Source organism: Corynebacterium sp. TAE3-ERU12 (genome assembly GCF_019209905.1).
Lineage (GTDB): Bacteria > Actinomycetota > Actinomycetes > Mycobacteriales > Mycobacteriaceae > Corynebacterium.
Window position 1 is genome coordinate 528193 of record NZ_JAHUTM010000001.1, and the last position, 19495, is coordinate 547687.

Annotated in this window: 18 protein-coding genes; 8 read left to right on the top strand and 10 right to left on the bottom strand. The window is 61.9% G+C overall.

Features of this window, described 5'->3' with window-relative positions; translation table 11 throughout:
- Positions 1-58: 58 nt before the first annotated feature.
- Together KRX51_RS02370 and KRX51_RS02375 are read right to left on the bottom strand one after the other, a co-directional pair.
- Positions 59-913, bottom strand: coding sequence for an N-acetylmuramoyl-L-alanine amidase (locus KRX51_RS02370; protein WP_255549348.1), 855 nt, complete (start codon positions 911-913; stop codon positions 59-61).
- A gap of 18 nt (positions 914-931) precedes the next feature.
- Entirely contained in the window at positions 932-1672 is a 741-nt protein-coding gene (locus KRX51_RS02375) for a hypothetical protein (protein WP_218361346.1), read from the bottom strand.
- 87 nt (positions 1673-1759) lie between these two features.
- Here KRX51_RS02375 and KRX51_RS02380 point away from each other — a divergent pair, with 87 nt between their 5' ends.
- Together KRX51_RS02380 and KRX51_RS02385 are read left to right on the top strand one after the other, a co-directional pair.
- The gene (locus KRX51_RS02380) at positions 1760-3001 is read left to right on the top strand and encodes an amidohydrolase (RefSeq protein ID WP_218361347.1); all 1242 of its coding nucleotides are present in this window, start codon (positions 1760-1762) and stop codon (positions 2999-3001) included.
- 84 nt (positions 3002-3085) lie between these two features.
- The gene (locus tag KRX51_RS02385; RefSeq protein WP_218361348.1) at positions 3086-4495 is read left to right on the top strand and encodes an NAD(P)H-quinone dehydrogenase; all 1410 of its coding nucleotides are present in this window, start codon (positions 3086-3088) and stop codon (positions 4493-4495) included.
- Between the two features lie 92 nt (positions 4496-4587).
- On the opposite strand, the gene KRX51_RS02390 is transcribed toward KRX51_RS02385, so the two are convergent.
- From KRX51_RS02390 to KRX51_RS02405, 4 genes are read right to left on the bottom strand one after another with little or no spacing between them, the layout of a single operon-like run.
- The gene (locus tag KRX51_RS02390) at positions 4588-4854 is read right to left on the bottom strand and encodes a mycoredoxin (RefSeq protein WP_218361349.1); all 267 of its coding nucleotides are present in this window, start codon (positions 4852-4854) and stop codon (positions 4588-4590) included.
- 11 nt (positions 4855-4865) lie between these two features.
- On the bottom strand, positions 4866-5357 hold the full coding sequence (locus KRX51_RS02395) for a dihydrofolate reductase (protein ID WP_370624985.1): 492 nt from the start codon (positions 5355-5357) through the stop codon (positions 4866-4868).
- Complete coding sequence (locus KRX51_RS02400) at positions 5357-6157, bottom strand: thymidylate synthase (RefSeq protein ID WP_218361350.1); 801 nt, start codon at positions 6155-6157, stop codon at positions 5357-5359. The genes KRX51_RS02395 and KRX51_RS02400 overlap by 1 nt, the downstream gene beginning before the upstream one ends.
- Positions 6158-6190: 33 nt before the next feature.
- A complete protein-coding gene (locus KRX51_RS02405) occupies positions 6191-6949 on the bottom strand; it encodes a 3'(2'),5'-bisphosphate nucleotidase CysQ (RefSeq protein ID WP_218361351.1) in 759 nt (252 codons plus the stop codon).
- 80 nt (positions 6950-7029) lie between these two features.
- Here KRX51_RS02405 and KRX51_RS02410 point away from each other — a divergent pair, with 80 nt between their 5' ends.
- On the top strand, positions 7030-7443 hold the full coding sequence (locus KRX51_RS02410; protein ID WP_218361352.1) for a YccF domain-containing protein: 414 nt from the start codon (positions 7030-7032) through the stop codon (positions 7441-7443).
- 117 nt (positions 7444-7560) lie between these two features.
- On the opposite strand, the gene pgi is transcribed toward KRX51_RS02410, so the two are convergent.
- A complete protein-coding gene (gene pgi / locus KRX51_RS02415; RefSeq protein ID WP_218361353.1) occupies positions 7561-9210 on the bottom strand; it encodes a glucose-6-phosphate isomerase in 1650 nt (549 codons plus the stop codon).
- Between the two features lie 135 nt (positions 9211-9345).
- On the opposite strand from pgi, the gene KRX51_RS02420 reads away from it, so the two are divergent.
- Positions 9346-10833, top strand: coding sequence for an NAD-dependent succinate-semialdehyde dehydrogenase (locus tag KRX51_RS02420; protein WP_218361354.1), 1488 nt, complete (start codon positions 9346-9348; stop codon positions 10831-10833).
- Here the strand turns inward: KRX51_RS02420 and KRX51_RS02425 are convergent.
- Positions 10830-11222, bottom strand: a complete 393-nt coding sequence (locus KRX51_RS02425) for a chorismate mutase (protein ID WP_218361355.1) — start codon at positions 11220-11222, stop codon at positions 10830-10832. The genes KRX51_RS02420 and KRX51_RS02425 overlap by 4 nt on opposite strands.
- A 57-nt stretch (positions 11223-11279) precedes the next feature.
- Here KRX51_RS02425 and pcrA point away from each other — a divergent pair, with 57 nt between their 5' ends.
- Entirely contained in the window at positions 11280-13640 is a 2361-nt protein-coding gene (gene pcrA, locus KRX51_RS02430; protein WP_218361356.1) for a DNA helicase PcrA, read from the top strand.
- Between the two features lie 17 nt (positions 13641-13657).
- On the opposite strand, the gene KRX51_RS02435 is transcribed toward pcrA, so the two are convergent.
- Together KRX51_RS02435 and KRX51_RS02440 are read right to left on the bottom strand one after the other, a co-directional pair.
- On the bottom strand, positions 13658-14170 hold the full coding sequence (locus KRX51_RS02435) for a hotdog fold domain-containing protein (RefSeq protein WP_218361357.1): 513 nt from the start codon (positions 14168-14170) through the stop codon (positions 13658-13660).
- Positions 14171-14237: 67 nt separating this feature from the next.
- Positions 14238-14870: a M23 family metallopeptidase gene (locus tag KRX51_RS02440; protein ID WP_218362234.1), complete on the bottom strand. Its 633-nt coding sequence runs from the start codon at positions 14868-14870 to the stop codon at positions 14238-14240.
- A 741-nt stretch (positions 14871-15611) separates the two neighbouring features.
- Here KRX51_RS02440 and KRX51_RS02445 point away from each other — a divergent pair.
- Genes KRX51_RS02445 through purH form a run of 3 tightly spaced genes read left to right on the top strand, consistent with a single transcriptional unit; the run spans position 15612 to position 19423 of the window.
- Positions 15612-17210, top strand: a complete 1599-nt coding sequence (locus tag KRX51_RS02445; protein ID WP_218361358.1) for a DUF6350 family protein — start codon at positions 15612-15614, stop codon at positions 17208-17210.
- A gap of 21 nt (positions 17211-17231) precedes the next feature.
- A complete protein-coding gene (purN, locus tag KRX51_RS02450; RefSeq protein ID WP_218361359.1) occupies positions 17232-17855 on the top strand; it encodes a phosphoribosylglycinamide formyltransferase in 624 nt (207 codons plus the stop codon).
- The gene (gene purH, locus KRX51_RS02455; RefSeq protein ID WP_218361360.1) at positions 17852-19423 is read left to right on the top strand and encodes a bifunctional phosphoribosylaminoimidazolecarboxamide formyltransferase/IMP cyclohydrolase; all 1572 of its coding nucleotides are present in this window, start codon (positions 17852-17854) and stop codon (positions 19421-19423) included. The genes purN and purH overlap by 4 nt, the downstream gene beginning before the upstream one ends.
- Positions 19424-19495 lie beyond the last annotated feature (72 nt).

Genomic DNA, 19495 nt, shown 5'->3' on the forward strand with positions numbered 1-19495 from the left:
TTACGGAATCGGTTAAGCCTGTACGAGCGAGAACAGCCGTATCGTTACCACTCGTTGATTAATTAGACCCTCTAAGGAAGGTAGCAATACCGGCGACGATAGCGTCGGCAAGCCGCTGCTGACCCTCCGCAGACTGCAACATCGCAGCGTCCTGGTCATTTCGCATATTGCCGCACTCCACGAGCACCTTCGGCCGGGTCGACAAATTCAACCCCGTCAGGTCGGCGCGCGGCCACAGACCCTGCGCGCCCAGATAATTCGACTCCATGAATCCCGCCTTGCTCATGGCATCGCGGATATCCACAGCTAACTGCTTCGACTCCTCCGGCAAATTATTCGGCAGCGGATCGGCGATATAGGCGATATGGAACCCCTGTGCCTGCGGCGCAGCGCCGTCGGCATGAATAGACACCACCGCATCGGCATCGGAATCATTCTCGTCCCACGCCCGCTGGTCAATGCACGGCGCCCGATTCTCATCATCCTGGCGAGACAGCAACACCGTAGCTCCGGCATCCTCAAGCATCTGCTTCATGCGCATAGTGAGCTGCCAATTGAACGTGTGCTCCGGCCACCCACTATTGCTGGCAGTGCCTGTGGTGTTGCACTGCTTCACGCCGCCGCGACCATCGGTGACCATGTCGGAAGCCGGCGGGGCAGTGCCTGCATGGCCCGGGTCAATCGAAATCGTGGCACCAGCAAGGCTGGCCAGGGGATTGTCTTTATCCGGGGCGGGCTTATGGGCCTGGGTAGTAGACGTGGGCTTTGCAGAAGTAGTGCTGCTCGTCGAATTCGGCTGCTCGACATCGCCGATAGTGCAGGCAGTCAACCCGAGTACCGCCAGCAGGGCCACCATGCCCGGCAGGACAGCAGTGCGCCACATATTGGCCCGCGTGGAAAAAGGAGAAGTCATAGTGCCATCATCTTGCACTTAGTCCCGTTCGTGCCACTCCTGGGCCGATTCACTATCAACAAGTTCGCCATTGTGATAAATCCGAATGCCGTCGGCAGAGACCACATAGCGCACCCCACCATTGCGCACCGAGTACGACGAACCGTTCTTCGCAACGTCGAATAGGGTGATCCCGCCGGTGCCATCAGCATCGGCACTGCGGTAGTAGTAATCGGCGCCAAGCGAACAGACCACAATGTCGAAACTCGAGGTCCGCAGCACCGCCTGGGCTATGTCCTGGTTATCACAATGCGCATCGGAGTACTGCCACCCCTGGTGGTCGTAGCCTGTGCCACCGAAATTCGCGATCTCTGGGCTGCGCGCATACAGCGCGTCACGATCGCGGTTCTCAGCCCGGCGGGAATCCACATCAAGGGCATCATCGGCAGCATCAGCAGAAGAAGCTGGGGTGGTCTCTGAGGAACTCACCGCAACCAAGGACTGCTGCGGCGCGGTGCTCCCACTACTGGAAAACACCACCACCCCAGCAACAACCACCAAGGCAAGTGCAACTAACAGGCCCGCCAAAATCAGGCCGGGGTTATAACGCTGCTGCCGGATTGGGGCCACAGCGGCTGCTTCTTCCTCCGGGATGATGGGGATCGGGCCGGTATTAATATGCCGGTTCCGGGCACGCCGACGTGCCGCGTCCTGCTCTGCGGCAGGCGAAGAACCGGTGGCGTCCTGCCACCGTTCATTGCGCGGAGTCGGTCGATCCATAGGGCCATTTTTGCAAATTCGGCCACCGCAGTGTGAACCGTGGGCTATTTCCGGGGCCAATACATGCCCGCCCAGTGGCGGGATCCTATGGTGGGGAGCGTGATTGAGGACTTCATAAGGGATTGGTGGCAGCGCAACAGCGAACAGCTGTTGGAGTGGCGACGGCACCTGCACGCCCACCCAGAGTTGTCTCATATGGAGTACAACACCACCGACTTCATTGTGGAGAAGCTCACCGACGCCGGCCTCGAGCCGGTGCGTTTCCCCAATACCGGCGCCATGGTTGATGTCGGCGATGAGCGTACCGACGTCGATGGCGTCCCAATGGGCCGACTCGCATTCCGTGGCGATATGGACGCCCTGCCCATGACAGAAGCCACCGGTTTAGAGTTCTCTAGCCGCAACGATGGTGTGATGCATGCCTGCGGCCACGACTTCCACACCATCATCACCCTGGGGACCGCCCTGGCCATGGCCGAATACGACCGTGTGCACGGCGTGCCGGTCCCGCTGCGTTTTATTTTCCAGCCAGCTGAGGAAGTCATGCAGGGCGGCGCCCCCGACGTCATCGAAGCCGGCGCCCTGAAGGGCGTATCCCGCATCTTCGCGTTGCATGTGGAACCGAAGCTGCGCGTCGGACATGTGGGGGTGCGCGTCGGAGCGATCACGTCGGCAGGCGACACGATGACCGTCACAGTTGAAGGCCCCGGTGGGCACACTGCCCGCCCGCACCTGACCGCTGATGTCACCTACGCGCTGGCCAAACTCATTACCGACCTGCCTGCTTTGTTGTCGCGGCGCGTCGACCCGCGCAGTGGCACTGTGGTGGCAGTGGGCGCGGTCAATGCCGGATACGCCGCCAATGCCATTCCCACCCACGGCTCGCTGATGTCCACTATCCGCACCGGCGATATCGCTACCTGGCGCAGCGCCGAGCCGCTTATCCGCAGCCTCATTGCCGATATTCTGGCCCCCACCGGTGTTAGCCACAGCATCGACTACACCAAGGGTGTGCCGCCGGTGCTTAACGACGACTACTGCACCGCGCTGATTGCCGAAACGGTGCGCCGGGTGGACCCGCAGGCGGTCATTGAGGCCCCGCAGTCCTCCGGCGGCGAAGATTTCGGCTGGTACTTAGAGAGCGTCCCCGGGGCTATGGCGCGATTGGGCTGCTGGCCCGGGGTGGGTGATAAACAAGACTTGCACCGTGACGATCTGGTTGTTGATGAGCGCTGCCTGGGCGTGGGCGTGCGCTTATTCTGCGGTGTTGTTGCCCGTTTGGGTGAAGATGAGGGGGACCGCTTCGTTGCTTCGCGTAGCGAGCGGTAGTCCTTGCGCGTCTACTAGACTTTGCACATGCCGCAGCGGCGGCGCCCACCGGGTATATGGTGGAGTCCGGAAGTGGAGGTTTCCGTGGCAAAAAAGATTGTAATTATTGGCGGCGGTCCCGCCGGCTATGAAGCAGCACTTGTTGGTGCCAAGTACGGCGCTGATGTCACCATCGTGGAATCGGCTGGCCTAGGCGGTTCCTCAGTGCTGTACGACTGTGTGCCCTCGAAGGCATTTATTGCAGCAACCGGTGTGCGTACCGATATGCGCCGTGCCGACGAGATGGGCCTGCGCCCGGATTTCTCTTCGCGCCAAATCGACTTCACCGCCGTCAATGACCGCGTGCAGCAGCTGGCTACCGCCCAGTCCATGGACGTCAAAAGCCAGATGGAGCGCGAGGACATCCGCATCCTGCAGGGCCACGCTCGGCTGGATGACCAGGAAGCCGGCCGCGTGACCCACTACGTCACCGTCGAACTGCTCGAAGGTGGCGAGGAAACCCTCGAATGCGACCTTGTGCTCATCGCCACTGGTGCCTCACCGAGGATTTTGCCCGGTGCCCGCCCCGACGGGGAACGCATCCTCACCTGGCGTCAGGTCTATGACCTCAATGAAATCCCGGAGCACCTCATTGTGGTTGGTTCCGGTGTCACCGGCGCTGAGTTCGTCTCCGCGTTCACGGAGCTGGGTGTGAAGGTCACCATGGTGGCTTCTCGTGACCGCATCCTTCCGCACGAGGACGCTGATGCTGCCGACGCCCTGGAGGGCGTGCTCTTCGAGCGTGGTGTCGACGTCGTCAAGAACGCCCGCTGTGACCTGGTGGAGCGTACCGACGATGGTGGCGTGCGCGTGGTCACCTCTGATGGCCGCGAGATCTTCGGCTCCCACGCCCTGATGACCGTCGGCTCGATCCCGAATACCCGCGGCCTGGGCCTGGAAACTGTTGGTGTGGAATGCACCCGCAGCGGCCATATCCACGTCGACCGTGTTTCGCGCACCTCCGTCCCCGGCATTTATGCCGCCGGTGACTGCACGGACCTGTTCCCGCTGGCCTCTGTTGCCGCCATGCAGGGCCGTATCGCCATGTACCACGCCCTCGGCGAAGGGGTGCAGCCCATCCGCATGAAGACGGTGTCCTCGGCGGTGTTCACCCGCCCGGAGATCGCTACCGTCGGTGTGTCCCAGAAGCAGATCGAAGACGGCGAGGTCTCCGCCCGCATTGAGGTCTTCCCGCTGACTGGTAACCCGCGCGCGAAGATGCGTTCCCTGCGCCACGGTTTCGTCAAACTGTTCTGCCGCCGCAACTCCGGCATGATTATCGGCGGCGTAGTTGTTGCCCCGACCGCCTCCGAGCTGATCCTGCCGATCGCGGTCTGTGTGTCCAACCAGCTCACTGTTGCGGACCTGGCCGGTTCCTTCTCGGTCTACCCATCCCTGTCGGGGTCCATCACAGAGGCCGCCCGCCAGCTCATGGCGCACGACGACCTGGACTAAACCACCCCCGCTACCATCAGCAGCAAAAAGCCGCGGCCCCCAGCGAAGGGGTCGCGGCTTTTCGCATATGCCTCGGCGCGGTCGGCGTTTTTTTAAGCGTTGAGCTGTTCGTACTTGCTCTTCACGTCCTGCGCCGGCGGGTTCGTGGCGTGGGTGCCGTCGGAGTACAACACGGTCGGCACAATCCGGTTGCCGTCATTGACGGACTCAACCCACGCGCCGAGCTCCTCATGCTTTTCCACATCCCACGCTTCGAAGGGAATGTCCAGCTTCTTCAGCGAGGCGATCAGCTTCGCGCAGTGAGGGCACCAGGAGGTGGCGTAGATAGTGACATGGGCAGAAGTCTTGGGAAGATCCATAAGCACCTAGACTACCCGGCTGGTGCCCAACGGGTGATTCGGTACCGCAGGCCATTGGCCGCTGTCTGCCAGGCCCCCTCATCCACACAGCGCCAGCCAGTTAATTGCGGGGCATAGACCGGACTATCAGTCTCGACAGCGGTATCGATCTCAGTCACGACGCATTCCTCCGCCCGCGCTAACGCTTCGCGGTAGACATGGCCGCCACCGATAATCCACACCGTTTCCTCGTCGGCAACCGCAGCAAGGGCAGCGTCGAGGTTCTCGGCGTGCTCTGCGCCGTCGAAATCAGTGCTGCTTCGGCTCAGCACCACATTGCGCCGCCCCGGTAGGGGACGGAACTTCGGGCCCAGGCTTTCCCAGGTAGCGCGACCCATAATGACCGGGGCACCCATGGTGGTTGCTTTGAAATGCTGCAAGTCCTCAGGCAGGTGCCAGGGCATGCGCAGCCCGTCGCCGATAATGCCATCGCGGTTCTGCGCCCAGATCATGCACAGCCGCACTAGACCGCCACCTTCGCGCGGATGCCCGGGTGCGGGTCATAGCCGATGACCTCAACATCATCGAAGTCATAGCTGAACAGTGAATCAGCCTTATTCAGCTGCAACTGCGGGTACGGCCGGGGCTGCCGAGAGAGCTGCAGTTCGCACTGTTCGACGTGATTGTCATAAATGTGGCAATCACCGCCAGTCCAGATGAACTCGCCCACACCTAGCCCGGCCTGCTGCGCCATCATGTGCGTCAGCAGCGAGTAGGAGGCGATATTAAACGGCACACCGAGGAACATATCGGCGCTGCGCTGGTAGAGCTGGCACGATAGCTTGCCATCGGCAACATAGAACTGGAATAACAAGTGGCACGGCGGCAGAGCCATATCCTGCAGCTGGCCGACGTTCCAGGCGCTAATAATGATGCGCCGAGAATCCGGGTCAGTCCGCAAGAGCTCTAGGGCATTGGCTAATTGGTCAATGGTGTCGCCGTCGGCAGTGGGCCAGGACCGCCACTGCTTGCCATAAATAGGCCCCAGATCCCCGTCCGGGTCGGCCCACTCGTCCCAAATGGTGACGCCGCGTTCGTTAAGCCAGGTCTTATTGGTGTTGCCCTGCATGAACCAGAGCAACTCCCAAATAATGGACTTCAGATGCACCTTTTTGGTGGTGATCAGGGGAAAACCCTGCTCGAGGTCATAACGAATCTGCCGTCCGAATAGGCTGCGCGTGCCCGTGCCGGTGCGGTCGCCTTTAGCGGAGCCAGTCTCGAGGATTTCCCGAAGAAGATCCTCATACGGGGTTGGGATGCTCATGCGCCTGAGGGTACCGACAACCCCGGGGTGGAGCTAAAACTCGCCGTGTTCGTCCCGGTACTCCGCGGCCGCGGCGAGAATATCGTCGGCAAGCTCAGGACGGCAGATCAGCAGATCCGGGCTGTAGGTATCCGGATTATTAAACAGCGGCTCCGAACCATCCAGGCGCGAAACATGCAGGCCAGCGGCCTTACATACGCCCACCGGGGCGGCCTGATCCCACTCGTACTGGCCACCGGAATGCACGTAGGCATCAAAATCGCCCAGCAGCACGTGCATTGCCTTCGCGCCGGCAGAACCCAAATCCGCCAACTCCCGGTCCACTCGCTTGGCAATATGCTTGGCAACAGCCGGGGGACGATTACGGGAAACCACAATCTTGCCGGACATCGGGCCAAGCACAGCCTTGGCCTCACCCGTGTGGAAAACCCGGCCGAGATCAGGCAGGCCGACGGCGGCGTGGGTGGGGCGGTGATTTTCCACTAACGCGATGTGCACAGCCCAGTCCTGGCGGCCACCGGCGAACTCCCGGGTGCCATCGAGGGGGTCAATGATCCACACGCGGTCATTATCGAGGCGATCCAGGCGGTCTGCGGCCTCTTCCGATAACACCCCATCGTCGGGGCGGTGCTGCCGCAAAACCCGGGCGATCCACTCTTGGGACAGCGCATCGCCGGCGTCCCCCAGTTCCCGGCCGCGCAATAAACCAACATTGCGCACGCCCTTCAGGATTTCGCTCGTGCCCTGGGCGAGTCGCAGGGCAAGGATGTCGTCATTCAGGTGGGCTGACATGCCCCCGATCATAGGGGGTTGCTGCCAATGGCGCTTGCCCGGCCCACCACAATGTCCAAGCTGCACCTAGGCTGGGGATTATGAAGACTTTGTTGAATATCATCTGGCTGCTCACCGGCGGTATCTTCCTGGCTTTGGGCTATATGGTGGCCGGTGTTATCGCCTGTATCGGCATTATCACCATCCCCGTCGGTATCGCGTCATTCCGCATGGCGTCCTACGCGCTGTGGCCATTTGGGCGCAGCGTCGTGGAATCTCGCCCGGCCGGCGGCGCCACCATTCTGATGAATATTGTGTGGTTCGTTATCGCTGGCGTGTGGCTGGCCGCCACCCACCTGGCTACTGCCCTTGCCCAGGCTGTCACCATCATTGGCCTGCCCCTGGCATGGGCGAACCTGAAGATGATCCCGGTGACCTGTTTCCCATTCGGTAAAACCATCGTCGACGATGCTGCCGTGGGATTCGACCCATTCAACGGCCGCCTGCAGCGCTAAGGCCGAACCGCCTCGGCGCTCACGCGCTACTACGACGCAACCCCGCCCCAAGGCCGTGACATGGCCCTGGGGCGGGGTTGTGCGGGTCTAGCTGCCGTTTATCGGCGCGACCTGTGGTTATAGCACCGGCTGGCGGTGCTCCCGGTACCAGTTCAGCAGCCCGTCGGTGGAAGCGTCGCCCGAATCAGGCTTTTGTTCACCGGTGACTGCGGGCAGCAGATCGCCGGCCTGCTTCTTGCCGAGCTCCACGCCCCACTGGTCGAAGGAATTCACATCCCATATCACGCCTTGGACGAAGGTGATGTGCTCATAAAGGGCAATAAGGGCGCCGACGGCTGCCGGAGTGAGCTCCTCGGCCAGGATGGTCGTCGTCGGGCGGTTACCCGGCATGACCTTATGCGCCACCAGTTCCTCAGCAACACCTTCGGCACGAATCTCATCGGCGGTCTTACCGAAGGCCAGCACCTTGGTCTGGGCGAAGAAATTCGACATCAGCAGGTCGTGCATGGAGCCCGTACCGTCGGCGGTGGGCAGGTCCTGACGCGGCCGGGCGAAACCAATGAAGTCCGCCGGCACCATCCGGGTGCCCTGGTGGAGCAGCTGGTAGAAGGCGTGCTGGCCATTAGTGCCGGGCTCGCCCCAGTAGATCTCGCCGGTGTCAGTGGTGACGGGGGAGCCGTCGATACGCACCGACTTGCCATTGGATTCCATAGTCAGCTGCTGCAGGTATGCCGGGAAGCGGGAAAGATCTTCGCTGTAGGGCAGCACCGCGTGGGACTGCGCGCCCAAGAAATCGCCGTACCAGACACCCAAGAGCGCCATCAGGACCGGCACATTCTGTGCCAGTGGCGCAGTACGGAAGTGCTCATCCATGGCGTGGAAACCCTCAAGGAAACGCATGAAGTCCTGGGGGCCAACCACCGCCATAATCGACAGGCCAATGGCCGAGTCCACGGAGTAGCGGCCGCCAACCCAGTCCCAGAAGCCGAACATATTGTCGGTGTCGATACCGAATTCGGCGACCTTCTCCGCGTTGGTGGACACCGCCACGAAGTGCTTGGCGACGGCGTCGTCACTGCCGAGCTGCTCGACCAGCCAGCGCCGGGCGGCGTGCGCATTGGCCAGGGTTTCCTGGGTGGTGAAGGTCTTGGACGCCACGATGAACAGGGTGGACTCGGGGTCGACCTCATCGAGCACGGCCTGCAGATCGGAGGGGTCCACATTGGAGACGAAGCGGGCATCGATACCGGCGGTGGCATAGGTGCGCAGCGCCTTGGTCACCATGGCCGGGCCCAGGTCCGAGCCGCCAATACCAATATTGACCACGGTTTTGATGGTGTGGCCGGTGTAGCCGAGCCATTCGCCGGAGCGCAGGGCGCGGGTGAAGTCCCGCATCCGGCCCAGAACCTCGTGCACGTCGGCGGCGACATCTTGGTCACCGACGGTGAGTTCCTGCTCGACGGGCAGGCGCAGCGCGGTGTGTAGGACAGAGCGGCCTTCGGTGGCGTTAATCGGTGCGCCGGCGAACATCTTCTCGCGTGCCCCGGCGACATCAGCGGCCTCGGCAAGGTCGACTAGGGCGTCGATTGTGGTGTCGGTGACAAGGTTTTTCGACAGGTCCACGTGGAGGCCTGCGGCGGTGAAGCTCAGCTGCTTCGCGCGCTCGGGGTCATTGGCGAAAAGCGTACGCAGATCGGTGTTGCGGATCTCGTCGACGTGGCCGGTCAGAGCGGCCCACGCGTTGGTGGTGGTGATGTCGAGCGTCATGCGAACTCCCGGTGTGCGAATAGTGATTGTCCTTCCCCAGGCTAGTTATCTTCGTCGTGCTGCGCTGACCACGGATGGGTGAATATCGAAAACCTGTCGTGGACAGAACGCGTGACCGCCGTAACACTGGGAGCTATGTCTACTAAAGAGTTCGTGCAGAAAACCCACGACGAGATCCTGTCCGGAGTTCCCACCGAGCTGTATATCAACGGCGAATTCCGTGCCGCGGAAAATAACGCCACGTTTGAGCTGCGCAACCCGGCCACTAATGCCGTGCTTACCGACGTTGCCGCCGCCTCAGCGGGCGATGCCAAGGCCGCCTTGGACGCCGCCGCAGCCGCTGGCCCGGAGTGGGCCGCAACCCCGCCTCGTAAACGCGGCGAGATTTTGTACCGCGCCTATGAGCTGATTACTGAAAACGCCGAGCAGCTAACTTACCTGCAGTCCTTGGAGATGGGCCGTGCCTTGCCGGACTCGGCCGGCGAGGTTGTTTATGGCGGTGAGTTCTTCCGTTGGTTCGCTGAAGAAGCTGTGCGCATCACCGGTGATTTCCGCCGCGCTCCGGCCGGTAATGCTCGTATCGCTGTGGTGCGTCAGCCGGTCGGCCCGGTGCTGGCGATTACCCCATGGAATTTCCCGTTAGCGATGGGTGCCCGCAAGATCGCCCCGGCTTTGGCCGCTGGCTGCCCGGTAGTGCTCAAGCCTGCCGCGAAGACCCCGCTGACCATGCTGTTCCTCGCCAAGATGCTGCATGAGGCCGGTGTTCCTGCAGGTGTGGTCAATATTGTGCCCACCGATTCGGCCTCTCATGTCTCCGAGCTGATGGGGGATACTCGCCTGCGTAAGTTCACCTTCACCGGTTCTACTGAGATTGGTCAGATGCTGGGCGCGAAGGCAGCGGAGACGTCGATGAAGGTGTCGTTGGAGCTTGGTGGCAACGCCCCGTTTGTGGTTTTTGAGGACGCCGATATTGACAAGGCCGTCGCGGCTATTCCGGGCGCCAAGCTGCGCAATGGTGGCCAGGTATGTATCGCCCCGAACCGTTTCTTGGTGCATGAGTCCCTGGCCGACGAGTTCGCCGAGCGTGTGGCGCAGACTTTCCGCAGCCTAAAGATTGGTCCGGGTACTGACCCGGATACGCAGCTGGGGCCGCTGGCCTTGCGGGACCAGCAGGAAACCGTGCAGCGCCTGGTCAAGGACGCTATCGATAAGGGTGCGACTGTGGTCTGTGGTGGCGCTGAGCGCCCTGAGGGGGTCGATGAGAATGGCTACTACGTGCAGCCAACTGTGCTTACCGACGTCCCCGCCGAGGCCGATCTCATTAAGGAAGAGATTTTCGGCCCCGTTGTTGCGGTGACGACGTTCTCGGATCGAGATGAGGCCATCGCCCGGGCTAATGACACCATTTTCGGGCTGGCCGCTTATCTGTTCAGCGAGAACCTGGGCAATGCGCTCGATGCTGCTGAGCGGATCGAATCCGGCATGGTTGCCGTCAATAAGGGCTCGCTGTCCGACCCCTCGGCCCCCTTCGGTGGTGTGAAGCAGTCCGGTGTGGGCCGCGAAGGCGGTTTCGTCGGCATTGACGAGTTCTTGGAGACGAAGTTCATCTCCTTGGAGGGCTAGTCCGCCGGGTTCTGCTTGGGCTTACGTGTTTTCGCGTTGGTCGGCTGGCCATAGCCCAGTCGGCCACGGCCCATCCGCAGCAGTGCGGTGGCAATGGCTGGGCCTTCTGAACCCAGCTCATTGCGGAATTCATGAATAATCTGCAGTTCCCGGGTGTGCACGAGGCGGGTTCCGCCGGTGCCCATCCGGGTGCGCCCCACCGCCTGGCTGATCTCAGCACGGCGTTTCGCCGCTTCGATGATGAGCTCATCGAGGCGGTTGATTTCGTTGCGGTAGCGTTCGATCTCTTCGGAACCTAGCGGGTCATCAGTGCCGGTGGGGGTGCGCACTTCGAAGGTGTGCACCGCGTGGTGGGGGTGTGCGCTGGGATCGCTATTGCTATCGCTCATAGTCTCCATTGTTACCCCACAGCCAGATGTCCGGGGCGCCGCTAGGCTGGCTTCATCATGGAGCAGCACAATAATCCCGCCCCGCACAGTCCGACGAGCACCCCTAACCCCGACGCTTTTGGCAGTTCAGGCGATCTTGTCGATGGTTTGAACCCCCGCCAGCGCGAAGCGGTTGTGCATACCGGTGCGCCACTGTTGATTGTTGCCGGTGCTGGTTCAGGTAAAACGGCGGTGCTCACACGGCGGATTGCGTACCTCATTGCCCACCGTGGGGTGCATCCGGGCCAGATTTTGGCGATCACCTTCACGAATAAGGCCGCCGCTGAGATGCGGGAGCGAGTTAGTGGCCTGGTTGGTCCAGAGGCCGCCCGGATGTGGGTGTCGACCTTCCACTCCACCTGTGTGCGTATTTTGCGCACCCAGCATGCGTTGATTGATGGGCTGAACTCGAATTTCTCCATCTATGACGCTGATGATTCGCGTCGGCTGCTGTCCATGATCGCCAAGGACATGGATCTTGATACGCGCCGTTTCACCGCCCGGGTGCTGTCCTCGCGGATTTCGAATCTGAAAAATGAGCTCATTGACCCTGACCGTGCCGCCAGTGACGCAGCGACGACACGTAACCCGTTCGATGAGACCGTCGCTGAGGTTTTCGCCGAGTACCAGCGCCGGCTGCGGGCTGCCAATGCTCTTGACTTTGATGACCTCATTGGTGAGACGGTGCGTATTTTCCGTGATTTCCCGCAGGTTGCGGAGCATTACCGACGGCGGTTCCGCCACGTTTTAGTCGATGAGTACCAGGACACTAACCACGCCCAGTACGCCCTGATTAGCGCCCTCGTCGGCAAGGGGGACCAGGCCAGTGAGTTGTGTGTGGTGGGGGACTCCGACCAGTCGATTTACGCCTTCCGTGGGGCCACCATCCGCAATATTGAGGAGTTCGAGCAGGACTACCCGAATGCGCACACAATCCTGCTGGAACAGAATTACCGCTCTACCCAGACGATTCTGTCGGCTGCTAATGCGCTGATTTCGCGCAATGACAACCGCCGGGAGAAGAAACTGTGGACCGACCTGGGGGATGGGGAACGCATCCGGGGCTTTATCGGCGATAACGAACATGATGAGGCTCGTTTCATCGCCAATGAGATCGACAATCTTGTGGATCGCGGTGAGGCGAACTACAGCGATATCGCCGTGTTCTACCGCACCAATAATGCCTCCCGTGCGCTTGAGGACGTCATGGTGCGCTTGGGGGTGCCCTATACCGTCGTCGGTGGCACTAAGTTCTACGAGCGTCGTGAAGTCCGCGATATCGTCGCCTACCTGCGTGCGATCTCGAACCCGGATGATGATGTCTCCCTGCGCCGCATTGTCAACGTGCCCCGCCGTGGCATTGGTGATAAAGCCCAGGCAGCTGTGGCACTGCACGCCGAGGACACCGGAACGTCATTCGGCGCTGCTTTGCGGGCAACTGCCCGTGGGGAAGTGGGGTTGGTGTCCTCGCGCGGAAAGTCCGCCATCACGAAGTTTGTGCAGCTTCTCGACGAGCTCACCGAGTCCGCGCAGCACGGCGATATCGGCGACGTGATTGAGGACATCGTGGAGCGCACCGGCTATCGCGCCGGGCTGGAGACCTCTAATGACCCGCAGGATGCGACCCGGCTGGATAACCTGAACGAGCTTGTCTCCGTCGCCCGTGAGTTCAGCGCTGAGGCCGATATTGCGGTCGCCGCCGCTGAGGATGCGGGTCTGCCTGCGGTTGAGGAAGGAGAGCCCGAGCCGGGTAGTTTGCAGGCATTCCTGGAGCGAGTTTCGCTTGTTGCCGATGCGGACCAGATCCCTGAGGACGGTAAGGGGGTTGTCACGCTGATGACCTTGCATACTGCAAAGGGCCTGGAGTTTCCGGTTGTGTTTGTCACCGGTTGGGAAGATGGCCAGTTCCCGCACCTGCGTTCGCTGGGGGAGCCGAAGGAGTTGGCGGAGGAACGTCGCCTGGCTTATGTGGGTATTACCCGTGCACGCAAGCGCTTGTACCTGACTCGGGCGCAGACGAGGGCGTCGTGGGGTACGCCGCAGCACAATCCGCCGAGCCGGTTTTTAGGGGAAATCCCGGAGGACCTGATCGAGTGGCTCAATGAGGGCCGACCCAGCTGGACGGGCTCTGGTGGTGCTGGTGCTGCCTTTGGTCGCGGTACTGGCGCTGGCGGCGGCCGTGCCGGAGCCCCTAGCCGCAGCCGGAATAATGCCTTGGAACTCTCAGCTGGGGACCGGGTGGTGCACGATAAGTACGGCCTGGGCACCGTGGTGTCGGTTGATGGGGTGGGGGCGCGGCAGACCGCCACGATTGATTTTGGTTCTGCCGGCAAGGTCCGCCTGATGCTGCTGGGCGGACTGCCGATGGAGAAGCTGTAAAACCGGGCAGTACCGGGCTATTTCTGCTTCGGCTTTTTGGCGGTGATCCAGGTGGTGATGGTGACCTTCTGGACAACCGTGTCGCGCTTATCGCGCAGTTCGATGGTGACCGGCAGGTCTTGGCCGCCGGATTCGACAGTGATCTCGTCGAAATTCGGCAGGTCTGCGGTGGCCACTGCGGTCAGGCCGCCCTGTGAGATGGTCACATAGCGCACGTCCATAGCCTTCGGCACCCACCGGTGGGTGGTAGGCACGGAGGCTTCACACAGCATGCCCATAGCCACTTCGGCGACATTGCAGCCGGCGATGGCGTGGAAGGTGTGGATATGGTTTTGCACTCCCCACCACTTCGGTGCGGTGACCACGGCACGGCCGGGTTCCATTTCCCGCACGTGCGGCAGCACCGTACCGAAGTAGGGCGCGATGAGGCAGGTGCCGAAGGAGAAAATACGGGTGCCTACCAGCGGCACCTTGGAAACCTTCTGCCAGCCTTTGAGCGTTCCGGTCGGCTTATCCAGTGCATGAGTCATGGGAAAAAGGTAGCCCACGTGCCGTGGTTGGCGCGTGGGCTATGGGATAAAACCTTGGTGAGGTGGCCTAGAACAGGTGTAGGCCGTGCTCAGCGAGCCACACCAGGGGGTCAATCGGGCCGAGACCGTCGGGGTGCACCTCGAAGTGGAGGTGGGTGCCGGTGGAGAAACCACGGTTGCCCATACCGGCGATGGTCTGGCCGGCGACGACGCGCTCACCGACGCTGACATAAATGGATTCGATGTGGCCGTAGACGGTCACCAGGCCATTATCGTGCTGTACGCGCACCCACTGGCCAAAGCCCTGGGCCGGGCCGGCGTCGATAACAGTGCCGTCCATGACCGACAGGATCGGGGTGTTGGTGACATTGGCGATGTCGATGCCGTTGTGCATCGTGCCCCAGCGGGCGCCGAAGCCAGAGGTCAGAGTGCCTTCAGTGGGCAGCACAATCTCGGGGGCACGGTCGGCGAGGTCACGCATGATGCGCTCATGGTTGTACTGCAGGGCAGTCATCAGCTGCGAGGTCAGGTTCACCGCGGGGCGGAAATTCTGCACCGCAACGACGGTGGGCACATTGTCGTTGGCGGTGGCTTCGTTGTGCTTGATGACCTTGACAGTGGCCGGCTCCGGCTGCGCCGCGGCGGCCGAGCGGGCGGCGGTCTTGGAGGTCTGCGCCATCGGGGTGGCAGTGTGCGACATCGTCGGCTGGTCGCCCTGCTTGGCGGCGGTGGCCTTCGGGGTAACCGTGACCGTGGTGGTCGACTTGGCCGGGGCGGTGGTCTTCGCTGTCGTGGTGGCCTTCGCCGAGGTCGTGGTCTCCGACTCGGTCTCGGGCGTGCGCTGCTCAGCGGAGCTCTTCGCGGAGGAGGAAGGGGTGTCGGCGGCGGCGACGCTAAAGCTAGCGGCGGTCACTGCGGCAGTGGTGGCAGTCACCATAGCTACGCGGCCGATAGTGGAGCGGTTCTGCTTGCGGTGTGCTCCGCCTTGGGTCCGCACGCTGGAAGCTCCCACTTAGCACCTCATTGACTCATAGAAATTTCGTACGACATGCGCGGTGATGATCTCTGCACCTGAGTGCTTTGTAACCGCGTCGTTATCTTCGACTGCTTAGAGTAACGATACGAGCTCGGCGGGGCAACCCAATTCGCTATTCCGTCAGATATATCTCTCACATCCTGCTTTACCTCGGACTTTTTTGAAACTTGTGGTGCAGGTGGTGCTTATGTGGCGCGCTGGATGCGGTGCTGTGGCAAACCTCACGAGACGGTGGGGCAGCCGCAGACCCCCAAAAGCAACCAATTGATAACGGTCAGTCTCCGCGCGCCCAGGGTTGCCTGTCGCACCCGTCGTATAACGTGGCCGCTAGATCCCCACCAAACACAGCAATCTCATTTCAGGGTGGGGAATGTGCACTCCACAGTAAGAAAGGGCAGCGGCGAGGTGAGCGACCAAGCGCGTAGAGGACCGGGTAACCGCTCCGGAAACCGACCAAGCTCGACACGACGTCGCGGCCGTGCCCGCACGACCGCACGACCCGAGCCGGCCGCAGCGACGGCGACCCCGGCACCGGAAACCACCGACCCGCGTCCAAAAAACACCACCCCGTCGCTGGCGGATCGAATCCGACGCTTCGGTTTGACCATTGCTACTGCCGACGGCATCGCGGTGCTGTTCATCATCACTATCGCGGTGCTGGGAGCGACCATCGCCGATGCCGGCATCACACCGCTACCGGCTGCGATTGCTGCGCAGTGGATGGTGTTGCAGATGTCCCCGGTGATTATCGACTCCATTCCGCTGGGCATTGTCCCTGCCGTTCCTGCGGCCTTACTTGTTGTCTTGACCGCCTGGCGGATTCGTCGGGAAGTTTCGGGCCCGGTCTCGGTGCGCGATATCCGGGTGCTGGCCGCAGTCGCGGTGGGTTCGCCCGTGCTGTTGACCATCGTGGCCTGGTTGATGCTGTGGGATGCCAGCAATGTGCTGGCGGTATCGCCACCGAATCTGCTGCATGCGGTGATCGCCGCGGTCATACTGCGGGTCATTGCGCTGACTGCTGGCCTTGGGCCAAAGCTACTTATTGCGTTGCTGCGCCGCCGTAATTTGCCGGAGTGGCCGGTGGCGTCGCTCAAGCTGGCCACAGATATCACCCTGTGGCTGTGGGCAGCAGGCGCTGTTGTGGTGATTGCTTCGATGGTGTGGCATTTCTCCGGGGTGCGGGAGACATATGCCATTGCCGACGGTTTCGGCGCCGCTATCGGTCTGAGTGTGTTGGCGCTGCTGTACCTACCCAACGCGGCGATGGCTGCGGTGGGCGTGTTTGCTGGCACGCCTGCTTCGCTGGGTATGGCCGAGGTGAGCCCCTTTGCTGTGGTGCCAGGCCATCTGCCGCCGTTGCCTGTTCTGGCTGCGATGCCGCAGAGCTATCACCCTGTTGCAATGGCCATCCTGATCATTCCGGTCGTGGTGGTTGTGTGGCGTACTCGTGCGTTTATCCAGCGCACTGATCCACGTGCTCCTTACCTCATTGCGGTGGGGGCTGGTGCGTGTGCCGGTGTGCTGGTCGGTGCTGTGTCCTGGCTGTGCAGTGGTGTTGTTGGCTATTACGGGCCCTCTGGTTCGGACTGGTGGCTGGCCGGGGTGTTCGTGTCTGCCTGGGTTGCGCTGGCTGCTGCTGTGGTCACTGTGGTGTTGCGTGGTCTGCCGCGCCCGGCTGTGACTGTGGAACCTGCCGAGCCAGTTGCGGCCGACGAAACCGACGAAGCTGAGACCGACGCCGAAGCCGAAACTGACGTTGCCGATGAAGCCGACGCCGAAGCCGACACCGTCGATGAGGCCGAGGCCGTCGACGAGGAGGCCACCGACGCCACCGAGGCGGAGGACGCAGCAGAAGACACCGATGAGGCCGATACGGAACCTGCTGAGCCGGCCACGGAAGATACTCAGGACACCGCCGAACCGGAGGCCGATGACGCCCCCGCCGAGCCGGACGAACAACAGACAGACGACGGCGACGAATCACCGAACGAGTCGGAGAAATAGCTCCCAGGTAAACTCCTCGGCGTGACCTATAACCGTGGACCGCTGCCGCTTCGAGTCGTTGTGCTCGCTTCGGGAACCGGCACTTTGTTGCACTCACTTATCCAGCTGCTGGACCCGGAGAACGTCGCCATCGTCGCAGTCGGCGCTGACAAAGAATGCCCGGCAATCGCTAAGGCCACTGACGCCGGGTTGCCGACCTTCGTGGTGCCCTTCGATGATGCTGCCCGCGCCGACCGCGCCGGGTGGAATCGGCGCCTCCTAGCAGCAGTGCGAGACCATGCCCCAGACGTGGTTGTTTCCGCAGGCTTTATGCGCATCCTGGGCGAAGAGTTTGTGGCCGCCTACGCTGACCGCATTATCAATACTCATCCCGCGTTATTGCCATCATTCCCAGGCGCCCACGCGGTTGAGGATGCATTGGCCCACGGTGTGAAGGTCACGGGAACAACGGTGCATATCGTCGATAACGGTGTCGACACCGGACCGATTCTTGCGCAGCATGCTGTTCCTGTCGCCGATGATGATGATCGGGACAGCTTGCATGAGAAAATCAAGCAGGTGGAACGGCGGCTGCTGGCCGACGTGCTGACCACTATCGCAACCCGCGGTTACACGCGTGACGGACGAAAGGCGAAGTTGCAATGACAGAGGTTGACCGCAAGCCCATCACCCGGGCGCTGATTAGCGTCTACGACAAGACCGGAGTGGAGGAGCTTGCCCGCAATCTGCACGAGGCCGGGGTAGAGATTGTCTCTACCGGCTCCACCGCTAAGCGCATTGCCGACGCTGGCGTACCGGTCACCGGCGTCGAAGAACTCACCGGTTTCCCCGAGTGTCTCGAGGGCCGCGTTAAAACCCTGCACCCCCGTGTGCACGCCGGCATTCTCGCCGATACCCGCAAGGATGACCACCTCAACCAGCTCTCAGAACTGGGGGTGAAGCCCTTCGAGCTTGTTGTGGTGAACCTGTATCCCTTCACTGAGACCGTCGCGTCGGGCGCTGATTTTGATTCCTGCGTTGAGCAGATTGATATCGGCGGCCCGTCGATGGTGCGCGCTGCCGCTAAGAATCACCCGTCGGTGGCTGTGGTTGTTGATCCGAAGCGCTATGCAGATGTCGCCAGCGCTGTTACGCAGGGCGGCTTCACGCGCGCAGAGCGCACCGAACTTGCCGTGGCCGCCTTCCAGCACACCGCCTCCTATGACATCGCGGTGGCCTCCTGGATGGGTGGGCAATCCAGCGAGGAGCGTTTCCCGGAGTGGTCCGCTGCCTCCTATGAGCGCAAGGCCATGCTGCGCTATGGCGAGAACCCGCACCAGCGGGCGGCGCTGTATGTCGCCCCGGGCGATGGTGGCCTGGCCCGTGCCGAGCAGCTGCACGGCAAGGAGATGAGCTACAACAACTACACCGACTCCGATGCCGCATGGCGCGCCGCCTGGGATCATCAGCGCCCCTGTGTGGCCATCATTAAGCACGCCAACCCTTGTGGCATCGCCGTGTCTGATGAGTCCATTGCTGCCGCCCACCGCGCCGCACATGCGTGTGACCCGGTGAGTGCTTTTGGTGGTGTGATTGCCGTCAACCGTGAGGTCAGCGTTGAGATGGCCAAGCAGGTCGCGGAGATCTTTACTGAGGTGATTGTTGCCCCCAGCTATGCCGATGGTGCTGTTGAGGTGCTGTCGCAGAAGAAGAATATTCGCATTCTTATTGCCGAAAAGCCCGAGCGTGGCGCTACTGAGCTGCGCCAGGTTTCCGGGGGCATGCTCATGCAGGAACGCGATGAGCTGCACGCCGATGGTGACAACCCGGATAACTGGACTCTTGCCTGCGGCGCTGCTGCCGATGAAAAGACCCTGGCGGATCTTGTTTTCGCTTGGCGCACTGTGCGTGCGGTGAAGTCCAATGCCATCCTTCTGGCCAAGGATGGCGCCACCGTGGGTGTGGGTATGGGCCAGGTCAACCGTGTTGATGCCGCCAAGCTTGCGGTGCAGCGCGCGAATACTCTGGCCGGGGAGGATAAGCGCGCTGAGGGTGCTGTGGCCGCCTCCGATGCGTTCTTCCCGTTCGCCGATGGCTTCGAGGTGCTTGCCGACGCTGGCGTCTCCGCCGTGGTGCAGCCGGGTGGTTCTATCCGTGACGCTGAGGTTATTGAGGCCGCAGAAAAGGCCGGTGTGACCCTGTACCTGACGGGTGCACGCCACTTCGCGCACTAAAATTGAAGGCCCAGCCTGCGTGTGAATCCGCGGGCTGGGCCTTTGCTATGCCCATATCGGGCAGCGTTAGTC

Excerpts from the sequence above, each read along its gene's own strand:
- KRX51_RS02370 (WP_255549348.1), bottom strand. The coding sequence starts at position 913 with ATGACTTCTCCTTTTTCCACGCGGGCCAATATGTGGCGCACTGCTGTC.
- KRX51_RS02375 (WP_218361346.1), bottom strand. The coding sequence starts at position 1,672 with ATGGATCGACCGACTCCGCGCAATGAACGGTGGCAGGACGCCACCGGT.
- KRX51_RS02380 (WP_218361347.1), top strand. The coding sequence starts at position 1,760 with ATGGTGGGGAGCGTGATTGAGGACTTCATAAGGGATTGGTGGCAGCGC.
- KRX51_RS02390 (WP_218361349.1), bottom strand. The coding sequence starts at position 4,854 with ATGGATCTTCCCAAGACTTCTGCCCATGTCACTATCTACGCCACCTCC.
- KRX51_RS02400 (WP_218361350.1), bottom strand. The coding sequence starts at position 6,157 with ATGAGCATCCCAACCCCGTATGAGGATCTTCTTCGGGAAATCCTCGAG.
- KRX51_RS02405 (WP_218361351.1), bottom strand. The coding sequence starts at position 6,949 with ATGTCAGCCCACCTGAATGACGACATCCTTGCCCTGCGACTCGCCCAG.
- KRX51_RS02410 (WP_218361352.1), top strand. The coding sequence starts at position 7,030 with ATGAAGACTTTGTTGAATATCATCTGGCTGCTCACCGGCGGTATCTTC.
- pgi (WP_218361353.1), bottom strand. The coding sequence starts at position 9,210 with ATGACGCTCGACATCACCACCACCAACGCGTGGGCCGCTCTGACCGGC.
- KRX51_RS02420 (WP_218361354.1), top strand. The coding sequence starts at position 9,346 with ATGTCTACTAAAGAGTTCGTGCAGAAAACCCACGACGAGATCCTGTCC.
- KRX51_RS02425 (WP_218361355.1), bottom strand. The coding sequence starts at position 11,222 with ATGAGCGATAGCAATAGCGATCCCAGCGCACACCCCCACCACGCGGTG.
- pcrA (WP_218361356.1), top strand. The coding sequence starts at position 11,280 with ATGGAGCAGCACAATAATCCCGCCCCGCACAGTCCGACGAGCACCCCT.
- KRX51_RS02435 (WP_218361357.1), bottom strand. The coding sequence starts at position 14,170 with ATGACTCATGCACTGGATAAGCCGACCGGAACGCTCAAAGGCTGGCAG.
- KRX51_RS02440 (WP_218362234.1), bottom strand. The coding sequence starts at position 14,870 with ATGTCGCACACTGCCACCCCGATGGCGCAGACCTCCAAGACCGCCGCC.
- purH (WP_218361360.1), top strand. The coding sequence starts at position 17,852 with ATGACAGAGGTTGACCGCAAGCCCATCACCCGGGCGCTGATTAGCGTC.